We start from the raw sequence: 25729 nt of genomic DNA on the forward strand, positions 1-25729 counted from the left end.
CAGCCGGTACACCGGTGACCGTGACGCTCAGCAATGGCGCCGTGATCACCATTGAAGCGGGCAAAATCACCGGTTCCGTGACCGTCGATGCACCGAAGGACGACGTCTATAAAGACGCCGGCACCGTCGAAGCAACCATCCAAGATGCGACTGGTGGCGGCTTCGAGAACCTGGTCACCAGCGACACCCCGGCGGTCACCACCGTCAACGACACCATCGATACCAGCACCGTTTCGCTGAGTGCCACCGCGAATATCGCCGAGGGCGGCACCGTGGTTTACACCGCGTCCGTGTCCGCACCGGTGACCGGTTCGCCAGTCATTGTGACCCTGTCGAACGGCCAGACCATCACCATCCCGGTCGGCTCGAGCAATGCCAGCGTGAATTTCACTGCACCGAACGATGCCCTGACCGGCGGTACCTCCCTGAGCGTCAAGATCGACGATGCGAAGGGCGGCAACTACGAGAAGCTGGAAGTCGACGGCAAGTCGGCGGACACCTCGGTGACCGATACTGCGGACACCACCACCCTCAGCCTGACCGCTACTGACTCGGTCGCTGAAGGCGGTTCCATCGTTTACACCGCGACCTTGACCAATGCGGCCGGGACTCCGGTCACCGTCACGCTAAGCAACGGCGCGATCATCACCATCGCCGCCGGCGCCACCGCTGGTTCCGTGACTGTCGACGCGCCGAAAGACGACGTCTACAAAGACGCCGGCCAAGTCGAAGTGACCATCAAGGATGCCGCAGGCGGCAACTTCGAAGACCTGGCGACCAGCCCAACAGCTGCGATCACCGACGTCACCGACACCATCGACACCTCGACCGTGAACCTCACGGCGACCAGCGCTGTGGCCGAAGGCGGCACCGTGGTTTACACCGCGTCTGTCAGCGCACCGGTCACCGGCTCGCCAGTGGTCGTCACCCTGTCGAATGGCCAGACCATCACCATCCCGGTCGGCTCGAGCAGCGGTTCTGTAAACTTCGTTGCGCCAAATGATGCCCTCGCTGGAGGCGGCTCGCTGAGCGTCAAGATCGACGATGCCAAAGGCGGCAACTACGAAAAACTGGAAGTCGACGGCAAGTCGGCAGACACCTCGATCACCGATGCTGCGGACACCACCACCCTCAGCCTGAGCGCTACTGACTCGGTCGCTGAAGGTGGGTCGATCGTTTATACCGCGACCCTGACCAACGCCGCCGGGACTCCGGTGAGTGTCACCCTGAGCAACGGCGCGATCATCACCATCGCCGCCGGTGCAACTACCGGTAGCGTGACCGTTGATGCGCCGAAGGATGACGTCTACAAAGACGCCGGCAAGGTTGAAGTCACGATCAAGGACGCCGCAGGCGGCAACTTCGAAAACCTGGCGACCAGCCCAACGGCTGCGATCACCGACGTCACCGACACCATCGACACCTCAACCGTGAACCTCACTGCGACCAGCGCTGTGGCCGAAGGCGGCACCGTGGTTTACACCGCGTCTGTCAGCGCACCGGTCACCGGCTCGCCAGTGGTCGTCACCCTGTCGAATGGCCAGACCATCACCATCCCGGTCGGCTCGAGCAGCGGTTCTGTAAACTTCGTTGCGCCAAATGATGCCCTCGCTGGAGGCGGCTCGCTGAGCGTCAAGATCGACGATGCCAAAGGCGGCAACTACGAAAAACTGGAAGTCGACGGCAAGTCGGCTGACACCTCGGTTACCGATACCCAGGACACCACCAACCTGTCGCTGACCGCGACCGGCACCGTGGATGAGGGCGGCCAGATCACCTACACCGCGACCCTGACCAATGCGGCCGGCACACCAGTGACTGTCACGCTCAGCAACGGCGCCGTCATCACCATCGAAGCGGGCAAAACCACCGGTTTCGTGACCGTCGATGCGCCAAAAGACGACGTCTACAAAGACGCCGGCACTGTCCAGGCAACCATCTCCACCGCCACCGGTGGCAACTTCGAAAACCTGGTGCCAAGCACTGCCCCAGCAGTAACCAGCATCACCGACACCATCGACACCTCGACCGTCACCCTGAATGCCACCGCTTCAGCGGCTGAAGGCGGCACTGTCACCTACACCGCGACTGTCGGTGCACCGGTGACGGGCAGCCCGGTCACCGTGTCCTTGGCCAACGGCCAGACGATCACTATCGACGTCGGTAAAACCACCGGTACTGTGACCGCCACCGCACCGAACGACGCTTTGGCCGGCAATGCTCCGCTGACCAACTCGATCACCAGCGTCAGCGGCGGCAACTACGAGAACCTGGTGGCGGATAAAACGCCGGTCAGCACCACCGTGACCGACACCGTCGACACCACCAACCTCAGCCTGAGCGCGACCAACTCGGTCGCCGAAGGTAGCCAGATCACTTACACCGCGACCCTGACCAACGCCGCCGGCACGCCGGTGACCGTGACGTTGAGCAATGGCGCCGTGATCACCATCGACGCTGGTAGAACCACTGGCACCGTGACTGTCGATGCGCCGAAAGACGACGTCTACAAAGACGCCGGCACTGTCCAGGCGACCATTTCCACCGCCATCGGTGGCAACTTCGAAAACCTGGTCACCAGCAATACCGCTGCGGTCACGACCGTCACCGACACGATCGACAAAACCGAAGTCAGCATCAGCGGCAGCACCTCGATCACCGAAGGCCAGAACGCCAGCTACACCGTCAGCCTGACGCACCCGGCACAGACCGAAGTGACCCTGAAAATCGTCTACAGCGGCACCGCTGCCGACGGTTCGGACTTCACCGGCGTGTACACCGTGAAAATCCCGGTCGGCGCCAGCAGCGCGAGCTTCGACGTCGCGACGCTGGACGACAAGCTCACCGAAGGCACCGAGAACTTCGTGGTCAAGATCGACTCGGCCACTGGCGGTAACTTCGAAAACCTCGCGGTCAGCGCTTCCAACGGCAGCGTCAGCACCTCGATCATCGACAACGATGCCGCGCCGGTTCTCGACCTGGACGCCAACAACTCCAGCGGCGCCACCGGGGCCAACTACAACGTGACCTTCACTGAAGGCACCACTGGCCAGGGCGTCTCGATCGGCGACACCGACCTGAAAATCACCGACCCGGACAGCACGATGCTGACCGGTGCCACCATCGTGCTGACCAACCGTCAGCCGGGTGACGCGCTGAACCTGGGTAACAGCGTCAATGGCATCAGCATCAACGCCAACAGCCAGGACGGCACGGTCACTCTGACCCTGTCGGGCAACGCGACACTGGCCGACTACATGCAGCAGATCAAAAACATCAGCTTCACCAACAGCAGTGAAGATCCGAGCACCGTGCCGCGGATCATCACCGTGACGGTGACCGATGGCAGCAACTACTCCAACACCGCGACCACCACCGTCAACGTAGTGGCTGTGAACGATGCGCCAACCTCCGCACCGGTTAACGTCACCGGCACCGAAGACACCCCGCTGATCCTCGGCTGGTCGACCTTCGGCGTCAGCGATGTCGACAGCCCTGCTGCCAACCTGGGGGTGAAAATCACTCAGTTGCCGGGCGAAGGAAAATTGCAGTACCTGGACGGTGCGACCTGGAAAGACGTGGCGACCAACCAGACCTTCAGCAAGGCCGACATCGACGCCGGCAAGTTGCGCTTCACGCCAGATGCCAACGAATCGGGTGTCGATGGCTACGGCGGCACCGGCGTGGGCAACAAACAGGCGGACTACGCGCAGATCAAGTTCCAGCCAACCGACGGTCAACTGCTGGGCAACACCGGCACGGTGAAAATCGACATCACGCCGGTTGCCGATGCGCCCTCCCTGAGCGTGGCGGACAACAGCGTCAAGTCCACCGGCCTGACCAAGGAAGTCTGGACCGGTCTGTCGGGCCTCGGCACCGATGGCAACGGCGCAGCTTCCGGCACGCTGAAATCGGTCATCGACGGCGCGGGTACACCGAACTCCAGCGGCACCGTGACCAACGTTCAGTCCGACGGCAGTGTCACGGCTGGCACGGCCTCGAAAACGTCCGGCCTGATCTACCTCGAAGCGGGCAAGACTTACACCTTCAGCGGTACCGGTGACGACAGCCTGTTGGTGACCATCGGCGGTAAAAACGTGGCCGCAATCACTTGGGGTGCGGGCGGTAACCTGAACGGTTCGTTCACCCCGACCACCAGCGGTTATTACACCCTGGACATTTACCACCATAACCAGAAGGGCCCGGGCGGCTATGACGTCAACCTGTCGGTCAACGGCGGTGCACCGGTCGACCTCAGCAGTGCCGGCGTGCCGCTGTACACCGGCGTGGCGGATCTGGCGGCGTCTGGCGTGACAGTGTCCGACCTGCACGGCACCAATGGCGAAGGCTACTACGACGGCTACAAACTCAACGAAGGCGCCGAAGGCACCAGCGTTCACTTGTCCGCGATCAAAACGGCACTGACCGACACCGACGGCTCCGAAAGCCTGAGCGTGAAGATCAGCGGCATACCGGCGGGCTCGGTGCTCACCGATGGCGCGGGCCACACCTTCACCGCCAGCACGACCAATGGCGAAGCCAACGTCACCGGCTGGAACCTCGGCACGCTGACCGTTACTCCGCCGCCGTACTACAACGGCCAGTTCACCCTGACCGTGACATCGACATCCACCGAAGCCCATGGCGGTTCGGCACCGAGCACCGCGCAGATCCCGGTCACCGTGTATCCGTCGGTCTATAACGCGGTGACCGCCACTGCCGCCGACGACACCATCACCGGCACCGATGGCAATGACATCATGGTCGCCGACATCGGTGGGCTGACCGTGGTGCCGGGCACCAACTACAACATCGCGTTCATGGTCGATAGCTCGGGCAGCATGAGCGCTTCTTCGATCAACGCCGCCAAGGATTCGCTGACCGCGGTGTTCAACACCCTCAAGCAAAGCATGGGCGGTAACTCCGGGACTGTGAACATCTTCCTGGTGGACTTCGATAACCAGGTCAACAAGTCGGTGTCGGTAAACCTGAACGATCCGAATGCGCTGACTTTGCTCAAATCCGTTCTGGATTCAATGTCGTCCGGCGGTGGCACCAACTACGAGGACGTGTTCAAAACCACGGCCAACTGGTTCCAGAGTGCCGACGCCATTGCCAACACCGGCGCGAAGAACCTCACGTACTTCATCACCGATGGCAAGCCGACCTACTACCAGAGCGGCGAGCAAACCAACCCGAACTTGTTCGGCAACGTGAGGCTCGATGACGTCATCACCACCACCAATTACAAATTGGGACAGACCTATTCCGGCTACCTGGACAGCACTCATTACCTGACCATCGACAGCGGCGGCACAGTCACGCTGCAGACTTACAAAAACCAATGGGGCGGTCACTGGAGCAGTTCCGAGCTGGGCACCCTCCGCGCCGAGGGCAACGGCACCTACGAACTGTCCTATCGCGATGGCAATGGCAGCAGCACCGGCTCCAACGCCATCGACAACTCTACTGACAGTTTCGCACTGCTGAACAACGTGTCGACAGTAGAAGCGATCGGCCTGAACAAGGACGTCACCCTTGGCGACCTCAAGCCGTACGACTCGGATCAAACGCCACAAACCAACATCGACCCGAAAGACCTGGCCAACTCGATCATCGGCCATACCGAAGCGACGATGCCGGGTGCCGACACGGTCAATGGCGGTGACGGCAACGACCTCCTGTTCGGCGATCTGGTGAGCTTCAACGGCGTTGCCGGTGAGGGTTATCAGGCCATGCAGGCGTTCGTGGCCCAACAGACCGGCGTCGACGCCAGCAAAGTCACCACCAGCAACGTGCACCAGTACATCACCGAGCACTACACCGAGTTCGACGTATCTGGCGCTCACGATGGCAACGACACGCTGCTGGGTGGCGCGGGCAATGACATTCTCTTCGGCCAGGGTGGCAACGACCTCCTCGACGGCGGCAAGGGCAATGACATCCTGCTCGGTGGCAGCGGCAATGACTCGTTGATCGGCGGTCAAGGCAACGACATTCTGATTGGCGGTTCGGGTGCCGACACCTTCATCTGGAAGGCTGGCGACACCGGTAGCGACGTAATCAAGGACTTCAAGGCCAGCGAAGGCGACCGCATCGACCTGCGTGATCTGTTGCAGGGCGAAACCGGCAGCACCATTGATAACTTCCTGAAGATCACCACCGTGGACGGTGTGTCGTCCCTGCAAGTCAGCTCTGGCGGCAAGTTCAACGGCGCCGACGCTGCAGCGGCCACCCCGGACGTGACGATCAAACTGGAAGGTAATAATTGGTCCAGCGCCAGCATCAACTCGTTGATTGCCGGCAGTGACCCGACCATCAAGGTCGATCACAACAACAGCTGATCTGTAGGCTGACGGCCGCCGAAACCGGGCGGCCGTCACGTTTGCGTCCACCTCACGGGTGACGATTTCGTCGTCGCACCGCATACTCGCCTGCGTTGGCCTATGCTGCTGACAGCACGACGCTGGTCCATTTCCGAGGGATGCTCAATGTTTTACGTGCAACGCGATGCGCAAGGTCAGTTAGTGCGCGTGGAAGCCACGGCCTACGCCGAAGCCACGGAAACGCTGCCGGCCGACAACCATGAAATCCAGGCCTGGTTTGCCCATGAAGTGGTTGAAACCAGCCTCAAGCAGCTCAAGCAGAGCGACCTGGAAATGATCCGGGTACTCGACGACTTGATTCAGGTATTGACCCAAAAAGGCGTGATCCGCGTCACCGACCTGCCGCCGGCCGCGCAGGCCAAGCTGATGGACCGGACCCAGGCCCGTGAAGCGTTGGGCGGGTTGAGCCAGTTAATCGATGATGATGAGACGGGGTTGATCTAACGCCCGCCTTCATTGTTGTTTGTGCTGACGCCTTCGCGGGTAAGCCTCGCTCCTACAGGATTTGTGTCGTACCGCAATCACGTGAACGAATGCAACTCTGTAGGAGCGAGGCTTGCCCGTGAAGGCGATCTTCAACTCATCACCGTTCTAACCTGCTAAACCTCGGCCCGAGCCTGCATCTGCGGCGATTCAAGGTGATCCAGCGCCCGTTCCACCAGTAAATGAACCCCATCGGCCATTCGGCTGAGCGCCAGGGCTATTGAGCGCCGTGAACCTTCCACATCATCCGCCAGGTCGGCGGCGATGGCGCTGATAGACAGCAAGTCTTCGGAGGCATTGGCCAGAAGGGCTTCGGTGTCGATGTCGGGGGAGACGGTGAAGAGGCGTCCTTTGCGGGGCTCAGGCGGATTTGGAGTTACTTTGAACATGGTGTGCTCTCTTTGATTACAAGGAGGCTGACCTAATGTTCGCTTGCACGCGAATTAAGGTGGCAGCTATGTGCGGGGTGCAAGACCGAGTAGACCACACCAAAACCTCGGCAGACCCGAAGGTCTCCCGCACACAGCCGCCATAAAGCAATCACAACAAGCATGAAAAATGCCTGATGAATGGCCAGAGGCAGTGTTTGGATGTGGGTTTTACCCGGACTTGCACGTCCGTGTCACCGATTATTCGGTGACAAAGCCAGACTAGCCTTGGATTTCAGCCGGAACAAGTTCACCAACACCGCTACAACTTGAAGGAAATCTCCTAGGACTTTGCTACCGGAATAATCGGTGTCCGCACGGGCGCCATCGCGGGCAAGCCCGCTCCCACAGGGGGCGGAGGTGAACGCAGGATTGTGGTACCACACAAATCCTGTGGGAGCGGGCTTGCCCGCGATGACGGCATCAGCCTCACCGCCAAGGCTTCGGCTCACCAAAGAGTTGCCCCTGAACCCCATACAACCCCATCTCACGAATCACCGCCAACTCCCCTTCGGTCTCGACCCGCTCGGCAATCAACGGCAAATCAATGCTATGCGCCGCCCGCTGAATCGCCTCGATGAACAGACGCTTGTCGCTCTCCTGATCAATCGCCCGGATGTAACTGCCGTCGATCTTCAGATACGCCAACCCCAGCCGCGCCAAATTGCCGATCATGCTGAAACGCCCACCAAAACGCTGCAGGCTCAGCGAAAATCCAAGCTCGCGCAAACGCCGCGTCAGCTGTTCCAGCACCGCTTGCTCAGGCAATTGTTCTTCGCCGATTTCCAGGGTCAGTCGCTCGCCGAGATTCGAATGCTGACGCAGGATGTCGAACACTGTGTTCAGCGCCTGCGGATCCGCCAGTGTCGCCGAAGACAGGTTCAGCGCCAGCGACTCTTCGTGGTCGGCCATCTGCTCGAGCACCCGTTCCAGCATCAACCGGTCCAGCCGCGCGGTCCAGCCGAAACGCTCGAGCCAGGGCAGGAAACGCCCGGCGGGAATGGTCTGGTCCTGCTCGTCGAGCAGGCGCGACAGCACTTTGTAATGCAGCACTACCTGCGTGTCGTGGCTGGCCACCACCGGCTGGAAGTACAGCTCGAAACGCTGCTGATCCAACGCCTGATCCAGCAAGGTGTGCCAGGCATGGTGGTCATCGCCAACCCGGGCCGATGTACTGTGATCGAGGCACGCCCAGCTAGGTTCGCCCTGACTTTCCGCCTGGGCCAGTGCCTGATCCGCCAACCCGATCACCGCTTGCGGCGAGTCGCCATGGGCAAACGGCGCCAGCCCGATCGAGGCCACCGACGCCACGTCCGTGGCGCCCGTCGCATGCAGGCTCGCCAAGGCACTGTCGAGGTTACTCGCCAGTTGCAGCGCTTCTTCGCGCACCAGCCCCGGCGCCAGCACGGCGAATTCACCGCCGCGAATGCGCGTGACGAGGTTCTGGGTTTCCGGGTACTTGGCGCACTCACGGGACAACTGCTCGCCCACCGCTTTCAGCAATTCATCGGTGCGCTGACCACCCAGTCGCTGGTTCAAACCAGCCAGATCCTTGACCCGCAGCAGCAGCAAAAAGCCGGAACTGGCCTGCTCAGGATTGCTCACTCGCGCGTTCAATTGAATTTCGAAATAGCGCCGGTTGGCCAGGCCGGTCAGGTTGTCCTGATAGGACTCGGCCCGCAGTTTTTCGCTGCGTTCGGCTTGCTCCTGGAACAGCGCCTTGAGCTTCTCGACCATCTGGTTCATGGCCTGCACCACCCGACGCAGTTCCGGGGTGCGCGGCAGTTCCGGCAGGCTGAGGAATTCGCGGCGAGCAATGGCGTGGGATTGCTGGACCATGTAATCCAGCGGCTTCAGTTGCCGGCGCAGCAACAGCGCGCCCAGCACCGCACTCACCGCGCCGCAGATCAGCAACCAACCAAGGCTGCCCAATGCGCTTTGCCATAGCTTGGCCAACGCGAACATCGGATGGCTGACCACCTCGACCCGCGCGGCCTGCTCCCAGCCACGGCTGACAAGCGCGTCGCCACCGGCTGGTTCCAGGCCGATCAGTTTGACGAACCAGTCCGGCACGTTGGTGACCGCCGGAATGCCGCTGCGCTCGACAATCGTCTCGTCGTTGGCCAGATCGACCACTCGGATGCTCGCGTAATAACCGCTGTCGAAGATCGAACTGACCAGCAACTCGACCATCGCCGGGTCATCGATGTTCGGCGTCAGGGACAGCGCCAACGCCGTCGCGGCGTCCTGGGCATGGGAGCGCAACTGGTTGACGTACTGGGTACGCGAGCTTTCCAGACTGACCATGAAGCTGCCGGTGAAGGCGACTACCAGGAACAGACAGATAGCGATCAACAGCTGTTTGAACAAAGACATCTGAGCGCGTGCTCCTAGTTAGTCGTCTCGACCGGAAAACCTTCGGCCTGCATTTTCTTCAACACATCCTGCCAGCGGGACAGGCGTTTGGTGTCTCCGACCTTCTTGTTACCCTTGGCACCCGGCAACCACAACCCTTCGGCATTGAAAGAGTAGACCGGCAGCAAATCGGTTCGCTGGCTGGCGGGCTTGATCGCGTCGATCAGGCTGTCGAGCACCAAAGGCATGGCCTCGGGGCTCGAGTAGTAGGTCAGCACCATGTGCGCACGATTCAGGCGCAAAGCCTTGACGTAGGTGATGCGCAGCTTGTCACTGGAGACACCGAGATGGCGCAGGCTGAAATACTTGGCGATAGCGTAGTCTTCGCAGTCGCCGGCGCCTTTCCACAAGGCTTCGATCGGCGTTTCCCAATAATCGACCTCGTGCCACAGGTCGATGTCTTCTTCATAACGCATCTGCTTGTTGAAGAAGCGGTTGACCACGTTGAGCTGTTCCAGCTCGCCAATCTGCTTCTGCGTGGCCAGCAATTGCTGCCAGGCATCGATGCGCTGCTGCCCTTCACCCAAAGGCCCGTACAATGCCTGCGCGCGGCGGCTGATCAGCGAAAAATCCCAATCGGCATGCAGCCCGCCCAGCATGACGCCGGCCAGCAGCAGCGCGCAGCCTAGCCAGCGCAAAGTCCGAGGGATCGCGAAACGTACCGCCAATGCGAGGCATCCAGGGTAGGCAGGTGGAAGTCGGGTGATGGTGCAGGTTAGCCCGGTAAAAGACAATGGCACGGTGAGATCACCGTCGGCACGCTAGACTTTAAGGTAATGCGATCCTTTGCCTGTTTGACAACCAGTCAAGCAGTCACTAGTGTCCATTTGGATCCAAGTATTTCAGCCAAACAGGGTGCGTTTGTTGTGACACAGAAGCCCAACCCTCTCAGCAGTATCAAGGTCAATGGACCGATTCCCGCCCACCTGGCACGTTCGGTGATCGAAGAAACCCTACGCGCGGCGATTCTCGACGGTCGCATTCCTTGCGGCATTGCCCTGCGTCAACAAGACCTCGCCGACCTGTTCGGCGTCAGCCGCATGCCGGTGCGCGAAGCCTTGCGCCAGCTCGAAGCGCAATCGCTGCTCAACGTGATCGCCCATAAAGGTGCTGTGGTTGCACCGTTGGTCCAAGGCGACGCGGCAGAAACCTATGAGCTGCGAATTTTGCTGGAGTCCGAAGCCCTGCGTCGGTCGATCCCTCTGCTTGAAGCCGCTGATTTCGAACAGGCAGCGCGCTATATCGACGAGCTGGAAACGGAACACGATTACACCGAGATCGGCCGTCTCAATCGCCTGTTCCACATGGCGCTTTACAACAAGGCTCCCAACCAGCGGTTGCTCAGACTCGTCGAAGACGGGTTGAACGAAGAGGAGCGCTTCCTGCGCTTCAACCTGGAAGCCATGGGCCTGGGCAAACTGTCCCAGGAAGATCACCGAGCGTTATTGCGCGCCGCCGAAGAGCGGGACATCGAGCGCTCGGTGACGTTGCTCGAAAACCACCTCAACCGGGGTGTCGAAGTCATCACGCGCTACCTCGAAAGCGCTGAACCGCAGCGCAGGAAAACCTCGAAGTAATCCGCAACGACAGTCCCGAGCGAGCCCAATAAGCGGCTCGCTTTCGCTTGCCGCGACATTGAGCTGATCCGCACCTGGATTACTCGACGAACAAATCTGCTTACAAATCCCCCTTTCGTTCACACCGGACCGGTGTGCAGCGACTTCCTGCCCCCGCCCCAAAGCTCTTGCCCCCTTAAACCCGACAATTGCACCTATCAGATCATGCAGGGGTGATAGCGACTGCCGTGAATTACGCTCACTCTTGAGCTGCCAACGAATAATGACGGACGACGCATCGCACCACGGAGCAGTCGACGCATCAAGAACCTACGGAAGGAGTCTTGCCACGGGAAAGGAAGAACCGGCGTCATTCCCAGCCAACTTCCACCCCCTCAGATCACATTAACGAACCCAGTAAAAAGTTGCTTTGAGTGAGGCATTCACTCTTTATTTAAATTTTGGCCTATATAAGCCGAAAGGAGCAACTACGCCCAAATAAAACTTAATGCAAAAGTTTTATTGGAACTTGTCGCACCCGAGAAAGTTAAACTTTAAATTAATTAAAAAATGACTTGCCGGGCACTTTATTCATGTATTAGTTTTTCTCCGCCGCCCACAAACACTGGGCGCCACGTACTACTTAGTGATTACACACCTGAAAAACATCAATTCAATTGAGGCCCCTGTTCGCCAATAAGAAACTTCAAGCAACCGTCACTTATTGATAAACATCACCCTCAACGGTATTCAAGATCACTTATAGGCTCGTTCATGAAACCGACTAAAGATCGTCTCAATCAGAAAAAAGCAGAACTTAGTGCGCACCCGATCTTCTCTGAAATACATTCGTTATCGGTCCTTCAACGTTTCATGGAAACCCATGTGTTTGCGGTGTGGGATTTCATGTCGCTGACCAAGCGCCTGCAACAGGAACTGACCTGCGTTCAGTTGCCCTGGTTGCCGCCGCGAGATCCTCAGGCTGCGCGGTTGATCAATGAGATCGTGCTCGGTGAAGAGTCTGATGATCGTCCCGCCCAAGGTCACTACAGCCATTTCGAGTTGTACCTGGATGCGATGCGCGAAGTCGGTGCCAGCACGGCCGCCGTCGAACGCTTCGTGGCACTGCAAAAAGAAGGCGTGAGCTACGAGGTGGCACTGCAAAGCGTGGACGTCGACCCATCGGCCGCGCAGTTCGTGCGCCACACCTTGCACACCGCGTTACATGCGCCGGGGCACAGTGTGGCGGCGGCGTTTCTGCATGGTCGCGAGAGTGTGATTCCGCAGATGTTCCAGCGAATTCTCGACGACTGGGGCATCGGCATCGAACAGGCGCCCACCTTCCGTTACTACCTGGAGCGGCACATCGAAGTCGATTCCGAAGATCACGGCCCGGCGGCAGAAAAACTCCTCGCTCGCCTGGTCGAGGGCGATCCGCAGCGCGAAGAAGACGTCTACGCCAGCGCCATTGCCGCCGTGGAAAGCCGCATTGCCCTGTGGGACGGCTTGCGCCTGAGCATGAGCGAACCGGTGGCGGAGGTGAACGCATGAACGCCGCCGACTACCAATCCTTCGCCGATGCCTGGGAGAGCCGTGCAACCATTCGCACCCGCCCCCGGCGCGTACTGGAGAACGACGACAAACTGATCTATCCGCTGAGCCGTCAGCCGCTGGTGCTGAGTGAAACCTTCCTGAGCGAATGCCCGGAACAACGGGACTTCGCCTTGGTGCAGACGCTCTACAAGTTCATCAACGACGTGGTGATTTTCGAAACCGAGATCGTCGACAAGACCGCCCGCAGCATCGCCAAAAACCGCTTCAGCGTGGCATTCCCGTTCGCCTGTCGCTACGACGCCATGACCGTGGTGGTGGACGAGGATTACCACGCGCTGGTGGCCATGGATTTCATGCAGCAAACCGTCGCCATGACTGGCATCGTGCCGATCGAGTTGCCGGATGAAATCGAACTGAGCCGTGCCATTCCAGCAGCCGTGGCGCTCGCACCGGAACACCTGCGCAGCGCCGTGGAACTGATCTGCGTGGCCATTGCCGAGAACACCGTGACCGGCGATGTCGCGGCGTTCGCCAAGGACGACACGGTCAAGCAATCGATCAAAGGCCTGATGGCCGACCACTTGCTCGACGAGGGCCGTCACTCCGGGTTCTGGGCGCGGTTGGTGCGCATCTATTGGCACACCGCAAGCGAAGTCGATCGCCAGTGCATCGCGCAAATCCTGCCGGTGTTCATCGGCCATTACCTGACCAACGACATTCAGAAGTCCTTCGACTTCCGCTTGATCGATGCCTTGCAGATCAGCGACGCAGCACGCCGGGCACTCAAGAGCGAAGTCTCGGGGCTGGCCTTCCCGATCAATCGCCATCACCCGCTGGTCGCCAACATCGTGCGGTTTTTCCGCAGCAGTTCGCTGCTCGATTCACCGTGCGTGCAAAGCGCCCTGAGCGACTACCTGGTTTAACGAGGAGAACATCATGAGACGTCTCGATATTTTGCTCATTGGGCAAAGCCAGGCCCTGACCGACCTGACGCTGGAACTCGAACAACACGGTCATTCACTGGTGCGGCTGGCGAATCTGGAGGCGCTGCCGCCAAGCACATTTGATTTGCTGATCGACGATTCGAGCCTGCCGTTTCAGGACTTTAACGATGCACCGCGCCTGACGCTGCAGTTGGGCATCGGCGTGCCGGGCGCCTCAGGCCTGCCAGCATTGGACCTGCTGTGCACGTACAACTCGATGCAGCTAAGTCGCGTGCCGATCGCCGAAGAACTGTCCGGCAACGGCCAGGCGTTGCGCCTGCGAGCGGTGGCCGATCTGGTCGATCACGTGGCGCTGCTGGTCAGCCGCTTCTCCCGGGATGCCGATTATTTCCTGCAGGCAGAACCGGTGGCTTCCGCGCACTTCGAGCAGGTGGAAAACCTGCTGTTTTTAGAACGCCTGGCCTTCGTCCATCGACTCAACACCACGGCTGAACCATGGCTGCTTCAACTCGGCCAGATCCCGATGATCGAGCGGCTTGAACGGCGCTTCATCCAGTCTGCCGAGCGACCGGCGCTGAACATCGCCGGCATGTCGCTGAGCTATCGGCAATTGCACGCCCACAGCCGTGCCATCCAACAGCGTTTGCAACCGTTGCTCGATCAGCATCAGGGACCATTGGTGATCGGGATCTGCCTGCCAAAATGCAGCGCGTTGTATGCGGGGATTCTGGCGATCCTGGGCAGCGGCGCGGTGTACCTGCCGCTGGAGCCAAGCCATCCGCTGCAACGTCAGCAGTACATTCTGCAAAACGCCGGGGCGGTGTTGTTGCTGCATGACGGAGAACACCCGCTCAGCGAGACGATGCCTGGGCTGGACATCAGTCGCATCGACATCGGCGATGTAAATCTCGATCAACCCTTGATGCGCCAACGACCCGATCTCGACGCACCGTGCATGGCGCTCTATACCTCGGGCACCACAGGTCACCCCAAAGGCGTGTTGCTCAGCCAGGCCAACCTCGCGCACTTCACCGCGTGGTACGCCGACTACGTGCAGCTGACCGAACAGAGCCGGGTGTTGCAGTTTTCATCGTTGAGTTTCGACTCATCGCTGATCGATATTTTCCCGACCCTGCTTCAGGGCGCCGAGCTGATCGTGCCCAACGAGGACCAACGTCGCGATCCGCTGCAACTGGTCGAGCTGATCCGTCACCAGCGGCTGAGCCACGCCTTTTTGCCACCGGCGCTGTTGAGCATCCTGCCGCTGGATCAGTTGCAAATCCTCGATCACGTGATGACCGGTGGCGATGTCTGCGAACCTTATGTGATCGAGCAACTGACCCGTCAAGGCAATCTCTACAACCTCTACGGCCCGACCGAAGCCACGGTGCTGATCACCGCGCGGCAACTGCGCACCGGCGACAGCAACCGCACCCTTGGTGCACCGATTGCCAACAGTCAGGTGCTAATCCTCGATGAGGACTTCCAACCGGTGGCCGAGCAAACCGTCGGTGAGTTGTACATCGTCGGCCCAGGGGTATGCCCGGGTTACCTGAACAACCCGCAGCAGACTGCCGAACGTTATCTGAACCTGAACCTGCCGAGCGACCAGAGCCTGCGCGCCTACCGCTCCGGCGACATGGCCAAGTGGACCCCCGGCGGCATCGAGCTGTGCGGGCGGCGAGACAATCAAGTGAAGATTCGCGGCTTTCGGGTCGAGCCGGAAGAGATCGAACGCTGCCTGCGCGACGGTCAGCTGTACCGTCAGGTGGCGGTGGTCATCGACCGTCATCGACGGATTCTGGCCTTTCTCGCGCAGCCTCAGGAAGAGCAACCCGGTGCCGCTCGCGAAGCCTTGAAGGCCCACGCGATGCAGTTTCTGCCGGACTACATGCAGCCGACCGCATGGACCGAACTGGCGAGCATGCCGTTCGCCAGCAACGGCAAGGTCGACCGCAAAGCGCTGCTGGAACTGCCCGTCAACGTGACCGAAAACAGCCAACGGCGTTTGCCCGCCAGCGCCGATGAAGCGCTATTGCTGGAGATCTGGGCCGAACTGCTGGAGCTGCCCGCCAGCGATATTTCCACCGACGAAAGCTTCTTCAATCTCGGCGGGCACTCGATTCTGCTGTCGCGCATGTTGCTGCGTTTGCGTGAGGAGTTCGGCCGAAGTATCTCGATCAATCGCTTCATCGAACTGCCGACGATTGCGAAACTGGCGACCTTGGTGCGCGGCTCCGGGACCGAAGAAGTGCTGAGCGAAAAAGCTTTGGCCGATGCCTTCCGGGAACTGAATATCCATCCGTTGCCGGTCAGCCGAATGGGCGATGTGCACAAGGTGATCGTCACCGGCGCCAACAGCTTTGTCGGTGTTCATATCGTCGAAGCGCTGCTGGCCTGGGGCGCCAGCGAAGTAGCGTGCCTGGTGCGCGATGGCGGCGGGCAATCGGCGGCGCAACGCTTTGCTCAGGCGTTGCGGGAGAACCGTCTGGAGCATCTGGACCTGAGCCGGGTGCGGGTTTACGCGGCGGACATCACTCGTCCGCAACTGGGGCTCAGCGAAGATGTTTACGCACGGCTGGATCGCGAGTTCGGCGCATTGGTGCACAACGCCGCCAACGTCAATCACGTCCTCGATTACGAGTCGTTGGCGCGGGACAACGTCGAGCCGATTTTCGAGTGCCTGCGTTTGTGTGAAGGGCACAGCAAAAAGATCTTCAACTTCGTCTCGACGCTCTCGGCGTCCAGCACGATTTCCGACGATGGCCGGGTCCTGGAATTGCCCGCCGCGCAAACACCGCCGATCTACATCAAGAACGGCTACAACCTGTCCAAATGGGTCGGCGAGCGGATCCTCGAACGAGCGCGGGAGCGTGGGGTGCGGGTCAATCTTTATCGCCCCGGCAACATCAGTTTCAACAGCCTCACCGGTGTCTGCCAGCCTCACAAGAATCGCTTGATGCTGATGCTCAAGGGCTCGATCCAGCTCGGCCAGGTGCCGGAGTTCGCGCTGAATTTCGACCTGATGCCGGTGGATTTCCTCGCCCGTTTCATTGCCTTCCACGCCAGCCGTTACCAAGCCGAAAAAGCGGTGTTCAACCTGCACAACCCCGAGCCCCTGAGCTGGGATTGCTACGTGGCGTCATTTCGCGAGGCTGGTCGGGAGTTCGCCATGGTCAGCGTCGCCGACTGGCAGCAGCAACTGGGTCGCGTCGACAGTGATAACGCGCTGTTTGGCGTGCTGGGCTTCTACCTCAACGGCTTCGAAGAAGACATCGGCGACATCTCGATGATCGGCCATGACAACGCCCAGGCCGGCGTACGGCAGATGGGCGCGCACTACCCGGAAAAATCCCCGGCGCTGCTGCGACGCGGCTGCGATTACCTCAAAGAAATCAACTTCATCTGATTCACCCTAACCCTGCACGGAGCAAAACCATGAATACTCTGCAACCCGATACCCTGATCAAAAACCCTCACGGCTGCCACGTCGTGTCTTCGGTGGAAGTACCGGCCGATGCGACGCAAGTCTGGGCGGTAGTCGGTAACTTTTCCGGCTTCGATCAATTCATTCCGGCGCTGTCGCACATCGAGATGACCGGTGAAGGCGTGTCGTCGCTGCGCAAGAAGTTCTTCAAGGACGGCAACCTGGTGGTCGAGCAACTCAACTCCCGGGACGACCAGGCGCTGAACATGACCTGGACGACGATCTACAACACGCTGGGCGTGGCCAATTTGTGGGCGGCGATGAGTGTTGAATCCTTGGGGGCGAGCAAGTCGCGGGCGACCTGGACCATCATCGCCGAACCGGCCCAGGGCGGTGCAGAGGCACTGCCGGGGTTCAAGGATTTCGTTCAGGGGTTTGCCGATGATGCGATGGGGAATGTGTTGAAGCTGTTTGTGTAAAGCTTCGTTCCAGCGGTGACTGATCTACCGCTATCGCGGGCAAGCCCGCTCCCACATGGTTTGTGTCTTACACACATCCCCTGTGGGAGCGGGCTTGCCCGCGATTGAACGATAACGCGGTTCAACTGACCTTGATCAAATCTTGAAGCTATCAACCAGTTGCTTCAACCGATTGGCCTGCTGGGACAACGCATCGCAATCCTTCAATGTTTCATTGAGGTTGGCCACGCTCTGCTGGTTCAACAGGTTGATCTGGTTGACGTCGACGTTGAGGGTCTCAACCACGGCAGTCTGCTCTTCAGTCGCCGCGGCCACCGATTGGTTCATGCCGTCGATTTCGCCGATGCGCTGAGTCACGCTGACCAGGCGCAGGCCGGCCTGGTTCGCCACTTCGACGCTCTGCTCGCTGGAAACCTGACTGGCATTCATGGTGGTCACCGCTTCGCGAGAACCGATCTGCAGCGAGCTGATCATCTTGTGGATCTCTTCCGCCGATTCCTGAGTGCGATGAGCAAGGTTACGCACCTCGTCCGCCACCACCGCAAAACCACGACCGGCCTCACCGGCACGGGCCGCTTCGATGGCCGCGTTGAGCGCCAGCAAATTGGTCTGCTGGGAGATGCCTTTGATCACATCGAGAATGTGGCCGATGTTGTCGGTGCTCGCGTTCAGGGTTTCGATCTGCGTGCAGGACAGGCTGATTTTCTGCGACAGCTCAGTCATGGCCAGGATGGTTTTTTCCACCACCTGCCGACCGTCATCAGCCTGCTCGCTCGCGCCGCTGGCGTGTTGCGAAGCATCGGCGGCGTTGCGGGCAATTTCCTGGGTGGCGGCGCCCAATTGGTTGATCGCCGCGGCCACGCTATTGGTGCGGGCACTTTGTTCGTCGGAGCCAATGATCGAAGCGTTGGACGATGCCATTACCCGTTGCGACAGATCATGAACCTGACGGGTCGCCGAGGACACTTCGGAAATCGACGCGTGAATCCGCTCCACGAATTGGTTGAATGAACCGCCCAACTCGCCGAACTCATCTTTGCTTTCTACGACCAGGCGACGGGTCAGGTCGCCCTCGCCCTGAGCGATGTCCTGCATCGCACGACCCATCGTGGTCAGCGGACGCATCAGCACGTTGATCAGCAGACTCAGCAGCACTGCAATGGCGGTCACGGCGATAAACATCGCGATCAGCGCCGAGGTGCGGAACTGGCTCAGTGGTGCATAGGCCTTGGCCTTGTCGATCGACAAACCGATGTACCACTCGGCATTCGGCAAACCACTCACCGGCGTGAACGAGAGAATGCGGTCCTGCTTGTTCAGTTCTACTTCCTGGATGCCTTTCCCGATTCGGACGCTGGAACCCGGATAGATGTCTTTCAGGTTCTTCATCACCTGATCCTTGTCCGGGCTGACGATCACCTGACCGTCGGCGCTGACGAGGAACGCGTGACCGATGCCACCGAAGTCCACCGAGTTGATGATCTTCACCAGAGTTTCCAGACTCAGGTCGCCGCCGACGACGCCCAGCAGTTCGCCTTGCTTTTTCACCGGCATGGCGATGGTCACCACCAACCCGCCGACCGATGCCATGTAAGGCGGGGTCAGCATGGTCTTGTCGGCGACCACGGCTTGTTTGTACCAAGGGCGCTGACGCGGATCGTAGCCGTCCGGCATCTTCGCGTCAGGGCGCTGGGTGAACACACCATTGGCCTGCCCGACGTAGGTGAACTGGAAGTTCGAGGTGAGGGCGGGTTGATCGACCAGCCCCGGCAAATCGGCATTGGCGCCTTGATGAGCGACGTTCTGCGCGAGGTTTTCCAGGACCAGCACGCGGCCGCTCATCCAGTTCTGCACGCTGCTGGCGGTCAGCTCGCCGGATTGCTCAACGGAAGACTCGAGGTTTTGTCGGATGGTGTTTCGCTGCAGATAGTCGTTGTACAAAGTGAACAACGCAAAAGCCAGCACCACGACGCCTGAAGCGGCCAGCAGGATTTTATGGCTGAACTTTAGATTCATTTCATGGGACTTCTTATGCAAAAAATGGGGATGCGTTCCGGGTTGCAACATTCCATGTAACAGCGCAGACGGCATTCTGTAGCCGCTCTACTTTGGTGCACGCATGTCTCACCAAGGCTGTCGGCACGAGTGGGAGAAATCTTAGGGATTTGTACGAAACCCGTCAGATACCCGCCGAACGGCATGCTAGAGCCCCCCGAGTAGCAGTGTTTACTGACGATTGCTCGAACGGCAGTTGCAAATTTTTCGACCCTTGATGACAATGCGACTAATTATCATTTGTGACGTCGGGCTGTCGCGTTCATGTCTTCACCTGAGTTTGCAGTACAGGCGCTTTACAGCAGTCATCACGGTTGGCTCAACACGTGGCTGCGTGCGCGATTGGGCAATGCGGCCGATGCGGCGGATCTGGCTCAGGACACGTTCGTCCGTCTGTTGCAAAGAACCGAACGCCTGGAACTCAAGGCCCCCCGCGCCTTTCTGCGAACCATCGCCCGCGGCCTGGTGATCGACCATTGGCGCCGTGAGGAAATCGAGCGGGCGTACCTGGAAACCATCGCCCATTTGCCCGAGGCCGAAACCCCGAGCGCCGAGGCACGGGCATTGGTGCTCGAATTGCTGGAAAGCATCGCCCGCATGCTTGAAGGCCTGAAACCGAAAGTGCGTCAGGCATTTCTACTGGCCCAGTGCGAAGGACTTACCCACAAGCAGATCGCCGAACATATGGGATTATCCCTACGCTCAGTGGAACGTTATGTGGCCGATGCGCTGTATCACTGCTACGTGCTGCGGTATGAAGCGTGATGCCTGTGGATAACTCAGCGCTGAACCGCCGTGGCGAGCCCCATCAGCAGGTGGTTAAACAAGCTATCCATTGGTTGCTGCGTCTGCGTAACAACGCGACCAATTCCAGACTACGCCAGCAATGCGACGTTTGGCGCGCGGAACACCGTGAGCATGAACTGGCCTGGCAACGGGTGCAGTCCCTGCAAGCCGAGTTGAGCAGTAATTTGCGCGCGGTGCCTGGCGCTCAAGTCGCTTTCAACACTTTGGAAAACAGTGCAAAGGGACTCGGGCGGCGCCAGGCGTTGAAGCTGTTGTCGGGAGCATTGCTGATGGGTTCGGCGGCGTGGCTGGGCAAGGATGCGGTCGGCTGGCAACAGTGGACCGCCGACTTCGCCACCGCCACGGGTGAGCGACGCAGTTTCCAGTTACCGGATGGCACCCGCCTGGAGCTCAATACCGCCAGCGCAGTGGATCTGGACTACACCGTGCAGCAGCGCCTGATCAAACTGACTCGCGGCGAAATCATCGTGACGTGCGGTGGGGCAAGTGAAGGGGTTTCGTTTGATCGACCGTTGCGAGTGCAAAGCCGTCACGGCGTGTTCGAAAGTGTGGCGGCGCGCTTCATCGTTCGTCAGGACACCGACTGCACGCGGCTGAGCGTCACCAGCGGCACGGTCGCGATCCGTTCGCCACGGGCGGCTGATGGCCTGCCGATTCAGGTGCAGGCCGGGCAGAGTTATCTGATCGATCACAGTCGCGCACAGTTGGCACCGCCTCAAGACATGGATGCCGGCGCTTGGGTCGACGGCCTGATCGTCACCCGCAACATGCGCCTCGGGGATTTCATTAATGAAGTCGGACGTTACCGTCCCGGCTATCTGACCTGCGCGGCGGACATTGCCCACTTGCGGCTGTCCGGGGTTTTCCGCCTCGAAGACACCGACAAACTGCTGGCCATCCTGCCGCACACCCTGCCAGTGCAACTGCGCTATCGCACTCGCTGGTGGGTGACGCTGGAGCGACAGGCCTGAATTATTTTTGGCGGGTTTTCCGAACAAGTCCGGCTTAGTCAGTAAGCACTTCAACTCTGCCTTCAGCGACTTCCTACGGAAACCTACAATGACTGTGCGCGCCATCAGTAAGAACCCTCTCCATTTCGCCGCGGAATCAGGCGTCTTGCGCCACGCCATCCGCGCGGCGCTGTTCTCGACCGCATTGGGTGTCGGCCTGCTGCCGACACTTGGCGTTGCAGCCCAGGGCAGCGAAGCCACTAGCCACCGCTACAACATTGCCGCCGGCTCCTTGAGCGACGTGCTCAATCAATTTGCGCGTCAGGCGGGCATCACGCTGTCGACGACTCCGGCTCAAACCCAGGGCCTCCAGTCGCCGGGATTACAGGGCGACTATTCGGCGGATCAGGCGTTGAGTCATTTGCTCAACGGCACAGGGCTTGTGGCCGTCAGTCAGGATGGCAGCAGCTATGTGCTGCGGCCCGTTGCTGAAACCGAAGCCCTGGCGCTGCCCACGACCGACATCAAAGGTTTCGCCCTGGGTAACGCGCTGGGCAGCATGGATGGCTACAACGCAACGCACAGCCAGATCGCCACCAAGACCAGTACCGCACTGCTGGAAACCTCGCAAAGCGTGTCCGTGGTGACTCGCGAGCAAATGGACGACCAAGGCTCGCAAACCGTGTCCCAGGCGATGCGCTACACACCGGGCGTGCTGACCAACCCTTACGGCGCAACCCACCGGTATGACTACGTGGCGATGCGCGGTTTCAACGATGGCTCGGTGGATAACATTTATCTCGACGGCCTCAAATCCATGGGCGACAGCGGCACCTACAGCACCATGCAGGTGGACCCGTATTTCCTCGAACGAGTCGATATTCTCAAAGGTCCGTCGTCGGTGCTCTATGGTCGCAGCTCGCCGGGCGGGCTGGTGGCGTTGACCAGCAAGAAACCGTTGTATGAGCCCTATCATCAGGTTCAGGCCACGGTGGGCACCCAAGGCCAGCGCGGCATGGGTTTCGACTTCAGCGGGCCGGTGGATGATGACAAGCGCATTGCCTATCGCCTGACAGGGTTGGCGGATCAGTCCGACACACAGTTCGACCACAATAAGGAAAAGCGCTTCGCCCTGGCGCCGACGGTGAGCATCGATTTCACCGAAGATACCTCGTTGGCGCTGCAAGCCTATCTGCAACACGACCCCGACGGCGGCTATCACGGCGGTGTCCCGGCCGACGGCACGATCCATCAGCGCAATGGCAATCGGATCTCTCCAAACTTCTTCGAAGGCGAGCCGGGCATTGATAGTTTCCAGCGTGATCAACAGTCCTTTGGTTATCAGTTCGAACACCGCTTCAACGACGTCTTCACCGCGCGGCAGAACTTCCGCTATCTAGATTCCAAGGTGAAGATCGATCAGGTTTACGCCTATGGCTGGACCACACCCACCAGTAACGAGTTGAACCGCTATTACACCGGCGGCGACGAAAAGCTCCACGCGTTCATCGTCGATAACATGCTGCAAGCCGAGTTCTTCACCGGCGCGACCAAACACACCGTGCTGATGGGCGCGGACTATCAGCGCCGCAAGACGGTGGTCGACTGGACCAGTGGCGGTCTTGCGCCGATCGATGCGTTCAATCCGGTGTACGGCAATTCGGCCATCGATTTCTACAGCCCGACCAGCTATCTGCGCCGCCTGGAACAGACCGGCGTCTACCTGCAAGACCTGATCGAGATGGATAAGTGGCGCTTCTCTTTGGGCCTTCGTCAGGACTGGGTTGAAACCTCCGATGAAAATCGGCTGGCTGAAGCTGGACGCCCTGTAGGCACGGAGATCAGTGACAAACGCACCAAGCTGACGGGTCGAGCCGGGGCGTTGTACCTGTTCGATAACGGCATCGCGCCGTACATCAGCTACTCCGAGTCGTTCAACCCGAACTCCTACGCCGACAGCGCCGGCAATCCTCTGGCACCGACCGATGGCACCCAGTGGGAAGTGGGCCTGAAATACCAGCCGCCAGGCACCGACAACTTGTTTACAGCGTCGCTATTCCGTATCGATCAGGAAAACCTGGCGACCAAACTGCCGCAGGAAAACTTCTATCGCGCTGTAGGCGCCGTCCGCTCCCAGGGTCTGGAACTGGAAGCGCACATGCAGCTGACCGATAACCTGAAAGTCCTCGGCAGCTACACCTTCACCGACATCGAGTATTCGAAGTCGATGATCAGTACGTTGAGCACCGACACCGACGTGATCGAGAACAAGGGCAACTCGCCGACTCAGGCGCCACGTCATATGGCCTCGTTGTGGGCGGACTACAAGTTCGACAGCGCAGCACTTGATGGCCTGCGCCTGGGCGGCGGCGTGCGTTATGTCGGCTACAGCTGGGCCGATGCGGAAAACACCCTGAAGGTGCCGTCCTACACGCTGTTCGATGCGTCTGTCGGCTATGACCTGGGCAAGGTGGGTTTGAAGGGCGTAGACGTACGCCTGAATGCGAACAACCTGACCAACGAGTCCTACGTAGCCTCCTGTGCCAGCCTGAACTTCTGCTACCTGGGTGAAGAGCGCAACGTCGCCGCTACCGTGAGCTACCAGTTCTAACGACTCGTTATCCAAAAAAGCCAGCACCTGAATCCAGGGGCTGGCTTTGTCGTCTCTGCAGGAAAATTCCATGCGTGCATTTCTGGTTTTACTTCATCGCTACATCGGTCTCGCGACCGCGCTGTTTTTGCTGATGGCCGGGCTTACGGGCAGCATTCTGGCGTTCAATCATGAGCTGGATGAGTGGCTCAATCCGGAGTTTTATTCAGCGTCTGCCGACGGTCAGCGTTTGCCGCCCGGCACTTTGGTCGACAAGCTGCAAGCGGAGCATCCGAGGCTACAAGTCTGGTACATGGAGTACCCGTCAGAACCGGGTCATACCGCATTGCTGGCTGCGGTACCACGCAATGACCCTGCGACCGGAAAACCTTTTGCCGAGCCCAATCAGGTGTTCTATCTGGACCCGGTCAATGGCGAGCAGAAAGGGCAGCGGTTCTGGGGAGAGTGCTGCTTTCAGCGGGAGAACTTCATCCCGTTCACTCTTGAGTTCCACTACAACCTGGTTCTGCCGAATAACTGGGGATTGTTGTTAATGGGGCTGGTCGCGATCGCCTGGGTTGTCGATTGTTTCATCGCGCTTTGGCTGACGCTTCCACGTGGGAAACCGTTCTGGAAGAAGTGGTCGACGGCTTGGAAGATCAAAGGCGGGCATGCCTACCGGCTGAATTTTGACCTGCATCGGGCCGGTGGCTTGTGGCTTTGGTTATTGCTGCTGCCGATTGCGGTCAGCAGTGTCGCCATGAACCTGCCGAGCCAGGTCTTCAAGCCTGCGGTTTCACTGTTTTCACCGATTGAGCCGAGCGTCTATGAGGCCCGCGGGCGTATGCCTGCCGGAGAATTGGGGGTTACGCGGCTGAGTTATCAACAGGCTTATGAACGTGCATTGCAGGAAGGGCAAAGGCTGGGGCTGACAGCTGCGATCGGGGAGTTGTATTACAGCTTTGAGTACAACTTTTATGGGGCAGGGTTTGGGCAACATGATACCGAGGCCCATGGAAAGTCCTGGCTGTTCTTCCATGGCACGGACGGGCGTTTACTGGGACAGGAGATCGCAGGGCAAGGCACCCTGGGAGAGCGTTTTTATCGGCTGCAATTGCCGATACACGGAGGGCGAATCATTGGGCTCACCGGGCAAGTGATGATCGCGGTGTTGGGTATTTTGATAGCAGTATTGTCGGGGACGGGAATCTATATCTGGTGGCGCAAGTTGCTGGCTCGAAGGAGTAGCAAGGCACGTAAGAGCGAGATGTGCCCCATACCGGATTGAGGTTTCTATAGCCCAGAAAGACAAAACCCCTGTCTGCATAAGCAGACAGGGGTTTCGGAATTCAATCTTGACGATGACCTACTCTCACATGGGGAAACCCCACACTACCATCGGCGATGCATCGTTTCACTGCTGAGTTCGGGATGGGATCAGGTGGTTCCAATGCTCTATGGTCGTCAAGAAATTCTGTGACCAGCCCGTTACAGCGGTAACGTGCCAGCAAAATCGGTGACTTCTACTAAAACAAAACCCCTACCTGCATACGCAGATAGGGGTTTCGGAATTTAATCTTGACGATGACCTACTCTCACATGGGGAAACCCCACACTACCATCGGCGATGCATCGTTTCACTGCTGAGTTCGGGA

General features: G+C 59.5%; 14 protein-coding genes, 2 rRNA genes and 1 pseudogene. 11 read left to right on the forward strand and 6 right to left on the reverse strand.

What is annotated here, in order from left to right; all coding sequences use genetic code 11:
- A pseudogene (locus TU81_RS28730) lies at positions 1–6344 on the forward strand (LapA family giant adhesin); the annotation flags it as partial.
- A gap of 147 nt (positions 6345–6491) precedes the next feature.
- On the forward strand, positions 6492–6830 hold the full coding sequence (locus tag TU81_RS28735; protein ID WP_038978371.1) for a hypothetical protein: 339 nt from the start codon (positions 6492–6494) through the stop codon (positions 6828–6830).
- A 155-nt stretch (positions 6831–6985) separates the two neighbouring features.
- Here the strand turns inward: TU81_RS28735 and TU81_RS28740 are convergent, their stop codons facing one another.
- The 3 genes from TU81_RS28740 to lapG form a co-directional block, all read right to left on the reverse strand.
- Complete coding sequence (locus TU81_RS28740) at positions 6986–7258, reverse strand: DUF6124 family protein (protein ID WP_048397855.1); 273 nt, start codon at positions 7256–7258, stop codon at positions 6986–6988.
- 468 nt (positions 7259–7726) lie between these two features.
- Positions 7727–9673, reverse strand: a complete 1947-nt coding sequence (lapD, locus tag TU81_RS28745) for a cyclic di-GMP receptor LapD (RefSeq protein WP_048397857.1) — start codon at positions 9671–9673, stop codon at positions 7727–7729.
- Between the two features lie 14 nt (positions 9674–9687).
- A complete protein-coding gene (lapG, locus tag TU81_RS28750) occupies positions 9688–10380 on the reverse strand; it encodes a cysteine protease LapG (RefSeq protein ID WP_038978373.1) in 693 nt (230 codons plus the stop codon).
- A gap of 198 nt (positions 10381–10578) precedes the next feature.
- Here lapG and TU81_RS28755 point away from each other — a divergent pair, with 198 nt between their 5' ends.
- From TU81_RS28755 to TU81_RS28775, 5 genes are all read left to right on the forward strand, one after another.
- On the forward strand, positions 10579–11289 hold the full coding sequence (locus TU81_RS28755; protein WP_038978374.1) for a GntR family transcriptional regulator: 711 nt from the start codon (positions 10579–10581) through the stop codon (positions 11287–11289).
- 753 nt (positions 11290–12042) lie between these two features.
- Positions 12043–12819 (forward strand): DUF3050 domain-containing protein, encoded by a 777-nt coding sequence (locus tag TU81_RS28760; protein WP_048397859.1) that lies wholly within the window; start codon positions 12043–12045, stop codon positions 12817–12819.
- Positions 12816–13745 carry a diiron oxygenase gene (locus tag TU81_RS28765; protein WP_048397861.1) on the forward strand — a complete coding sequence of 310 codons (930 nt, stop codon included), beginning with the start codon at positions 12816–12818 and terminating at the stop codon, positions 13743–13745. The genes TU81_RS28760 and TU81_RS28765 overlap by 4 nt, the downstream gene beginning before the upstream one ends.
- 13 nt (positions 13746–13758) lie before the next feature.
- Positions 13759–17175: a non-ribosomal peptide synthetase gene (locus TU81_RS28770; RefSeq protein ID WP_048397865.1), complete on the forward strand. Its 3417-nt coding sequence runs from the start codon at positions 13759–13761 to the stop codon at positions 17173–17175.
- Positions 17176–17204: 29 nt separating this feature from the next.
- Entirely contained in the window at positions 17205–17672 is a 468-nt protein-coding gene (locus tag TU81_RS28775) for an SRPBCC family protein (RefSeq protein ID WP_048397867.1), read from the forward strand.
- Positions 17673–17807: 135 nt separating this feature from the next.
- On the opposite strand, the gene TU81_RS28780 is transcribed toward TU81_RS28775, so the two are convergent.
- Positions 17808–19688 carry a methyl-accepting chemotaxis protein gene (locus TU81_RS28780; RefSeq protein WP_038978379.1) on the reverse strand — a complete coding sequence of 627 codons (1881 nt, stop codon included), beginning with the start codon at positions 19686–19688 and terminating at the stop codon, positions 17808–17810.
- A gap of 303 nt (positions 19689–19991) precedes the next feature.
- On the opposite strand from TU81_RS28780, the gene TU81_RS28785 reads away from it, so the two are divergent.
- From TU81_RS28785 to TU81_RS28800, 4 genes are all read left to right on the forward strand, one after another.
- Entirely contained in the window at positions 19992–20492 is a 501-nt protein-coding gene (locus tag TU81_RS28785) for a sigma-70 family RNA polymerase sigma factor (RefSeq protein WP_008005709.1), read from the forward strand.
- Positions 20492–21505 (forward strand): FecR domain-containing protein, encoded by a 1014-nt coding sequence (locus TU81_RS28790; RefSeq protein ID WP_038978380.1) that lies wholly within the window; start codon positions 20492–20494, stop codon positions 21503–21505. Before TU81_RS28785 ends, TU81_RS28790 begins: the two co-directional genes overlap by 1 nt.
- Positions 21506–21593: 88 nt before the next feature.
- Entirely contained in the window at positions 21594–24095 is a 2502-nt protein-coding gene (locus tag TU81_RS28795; RefSeq protein WP_048397869.1) for a TonB-dependent siderophore receptor, read from the forward strand.
- Between the two features lie 70 nt (positions 24096–24165).
- Positions 24166–25362, forward strand: a complete 1197-nt coding sequence (locus TU81_RS28800; protein ID WP_048397871.1) for a PepSY-associated TM helix domain-containing protein — start codon at positions 24166–24168, stop codon at positions 25360–25362.
- 65 nt (positions 25363–25427) lie between these two features.
- On the opposite strand, the gene rrf (TU81_RS28805) is transcribed toward TU81_RS28800, so the two are convergent.
- Together rrf (TU81_RS28805) and rrf (TU81_RS31300) are read right to left on the reverse strand one after the other, a co-directional pair.
- Positions 25428–25543: ribosomal RNA gene (rrf, locus tag TU81_RS28805) — 5S ribosomal RNA — on the reverse strand.
- Positions 25544–25650: 107 nt separating this feature from the next.
- Positions 25651–25729 (reverse strand): 5S ribosomal RNA (gene rrf / locus TU81_RS31300); the annotation flags it as partial.

This window comes from Pseudomonas lini (assembly GCF_001042905.1).
Taxonomy (GTDB): domain Bacteria; phylum Pseudomonadota; class Gammaproteobacteria; order Pseudomonadales; family Pseudomonadaceae; genus Aquipseudomonas; species Aquipseudomonas lini.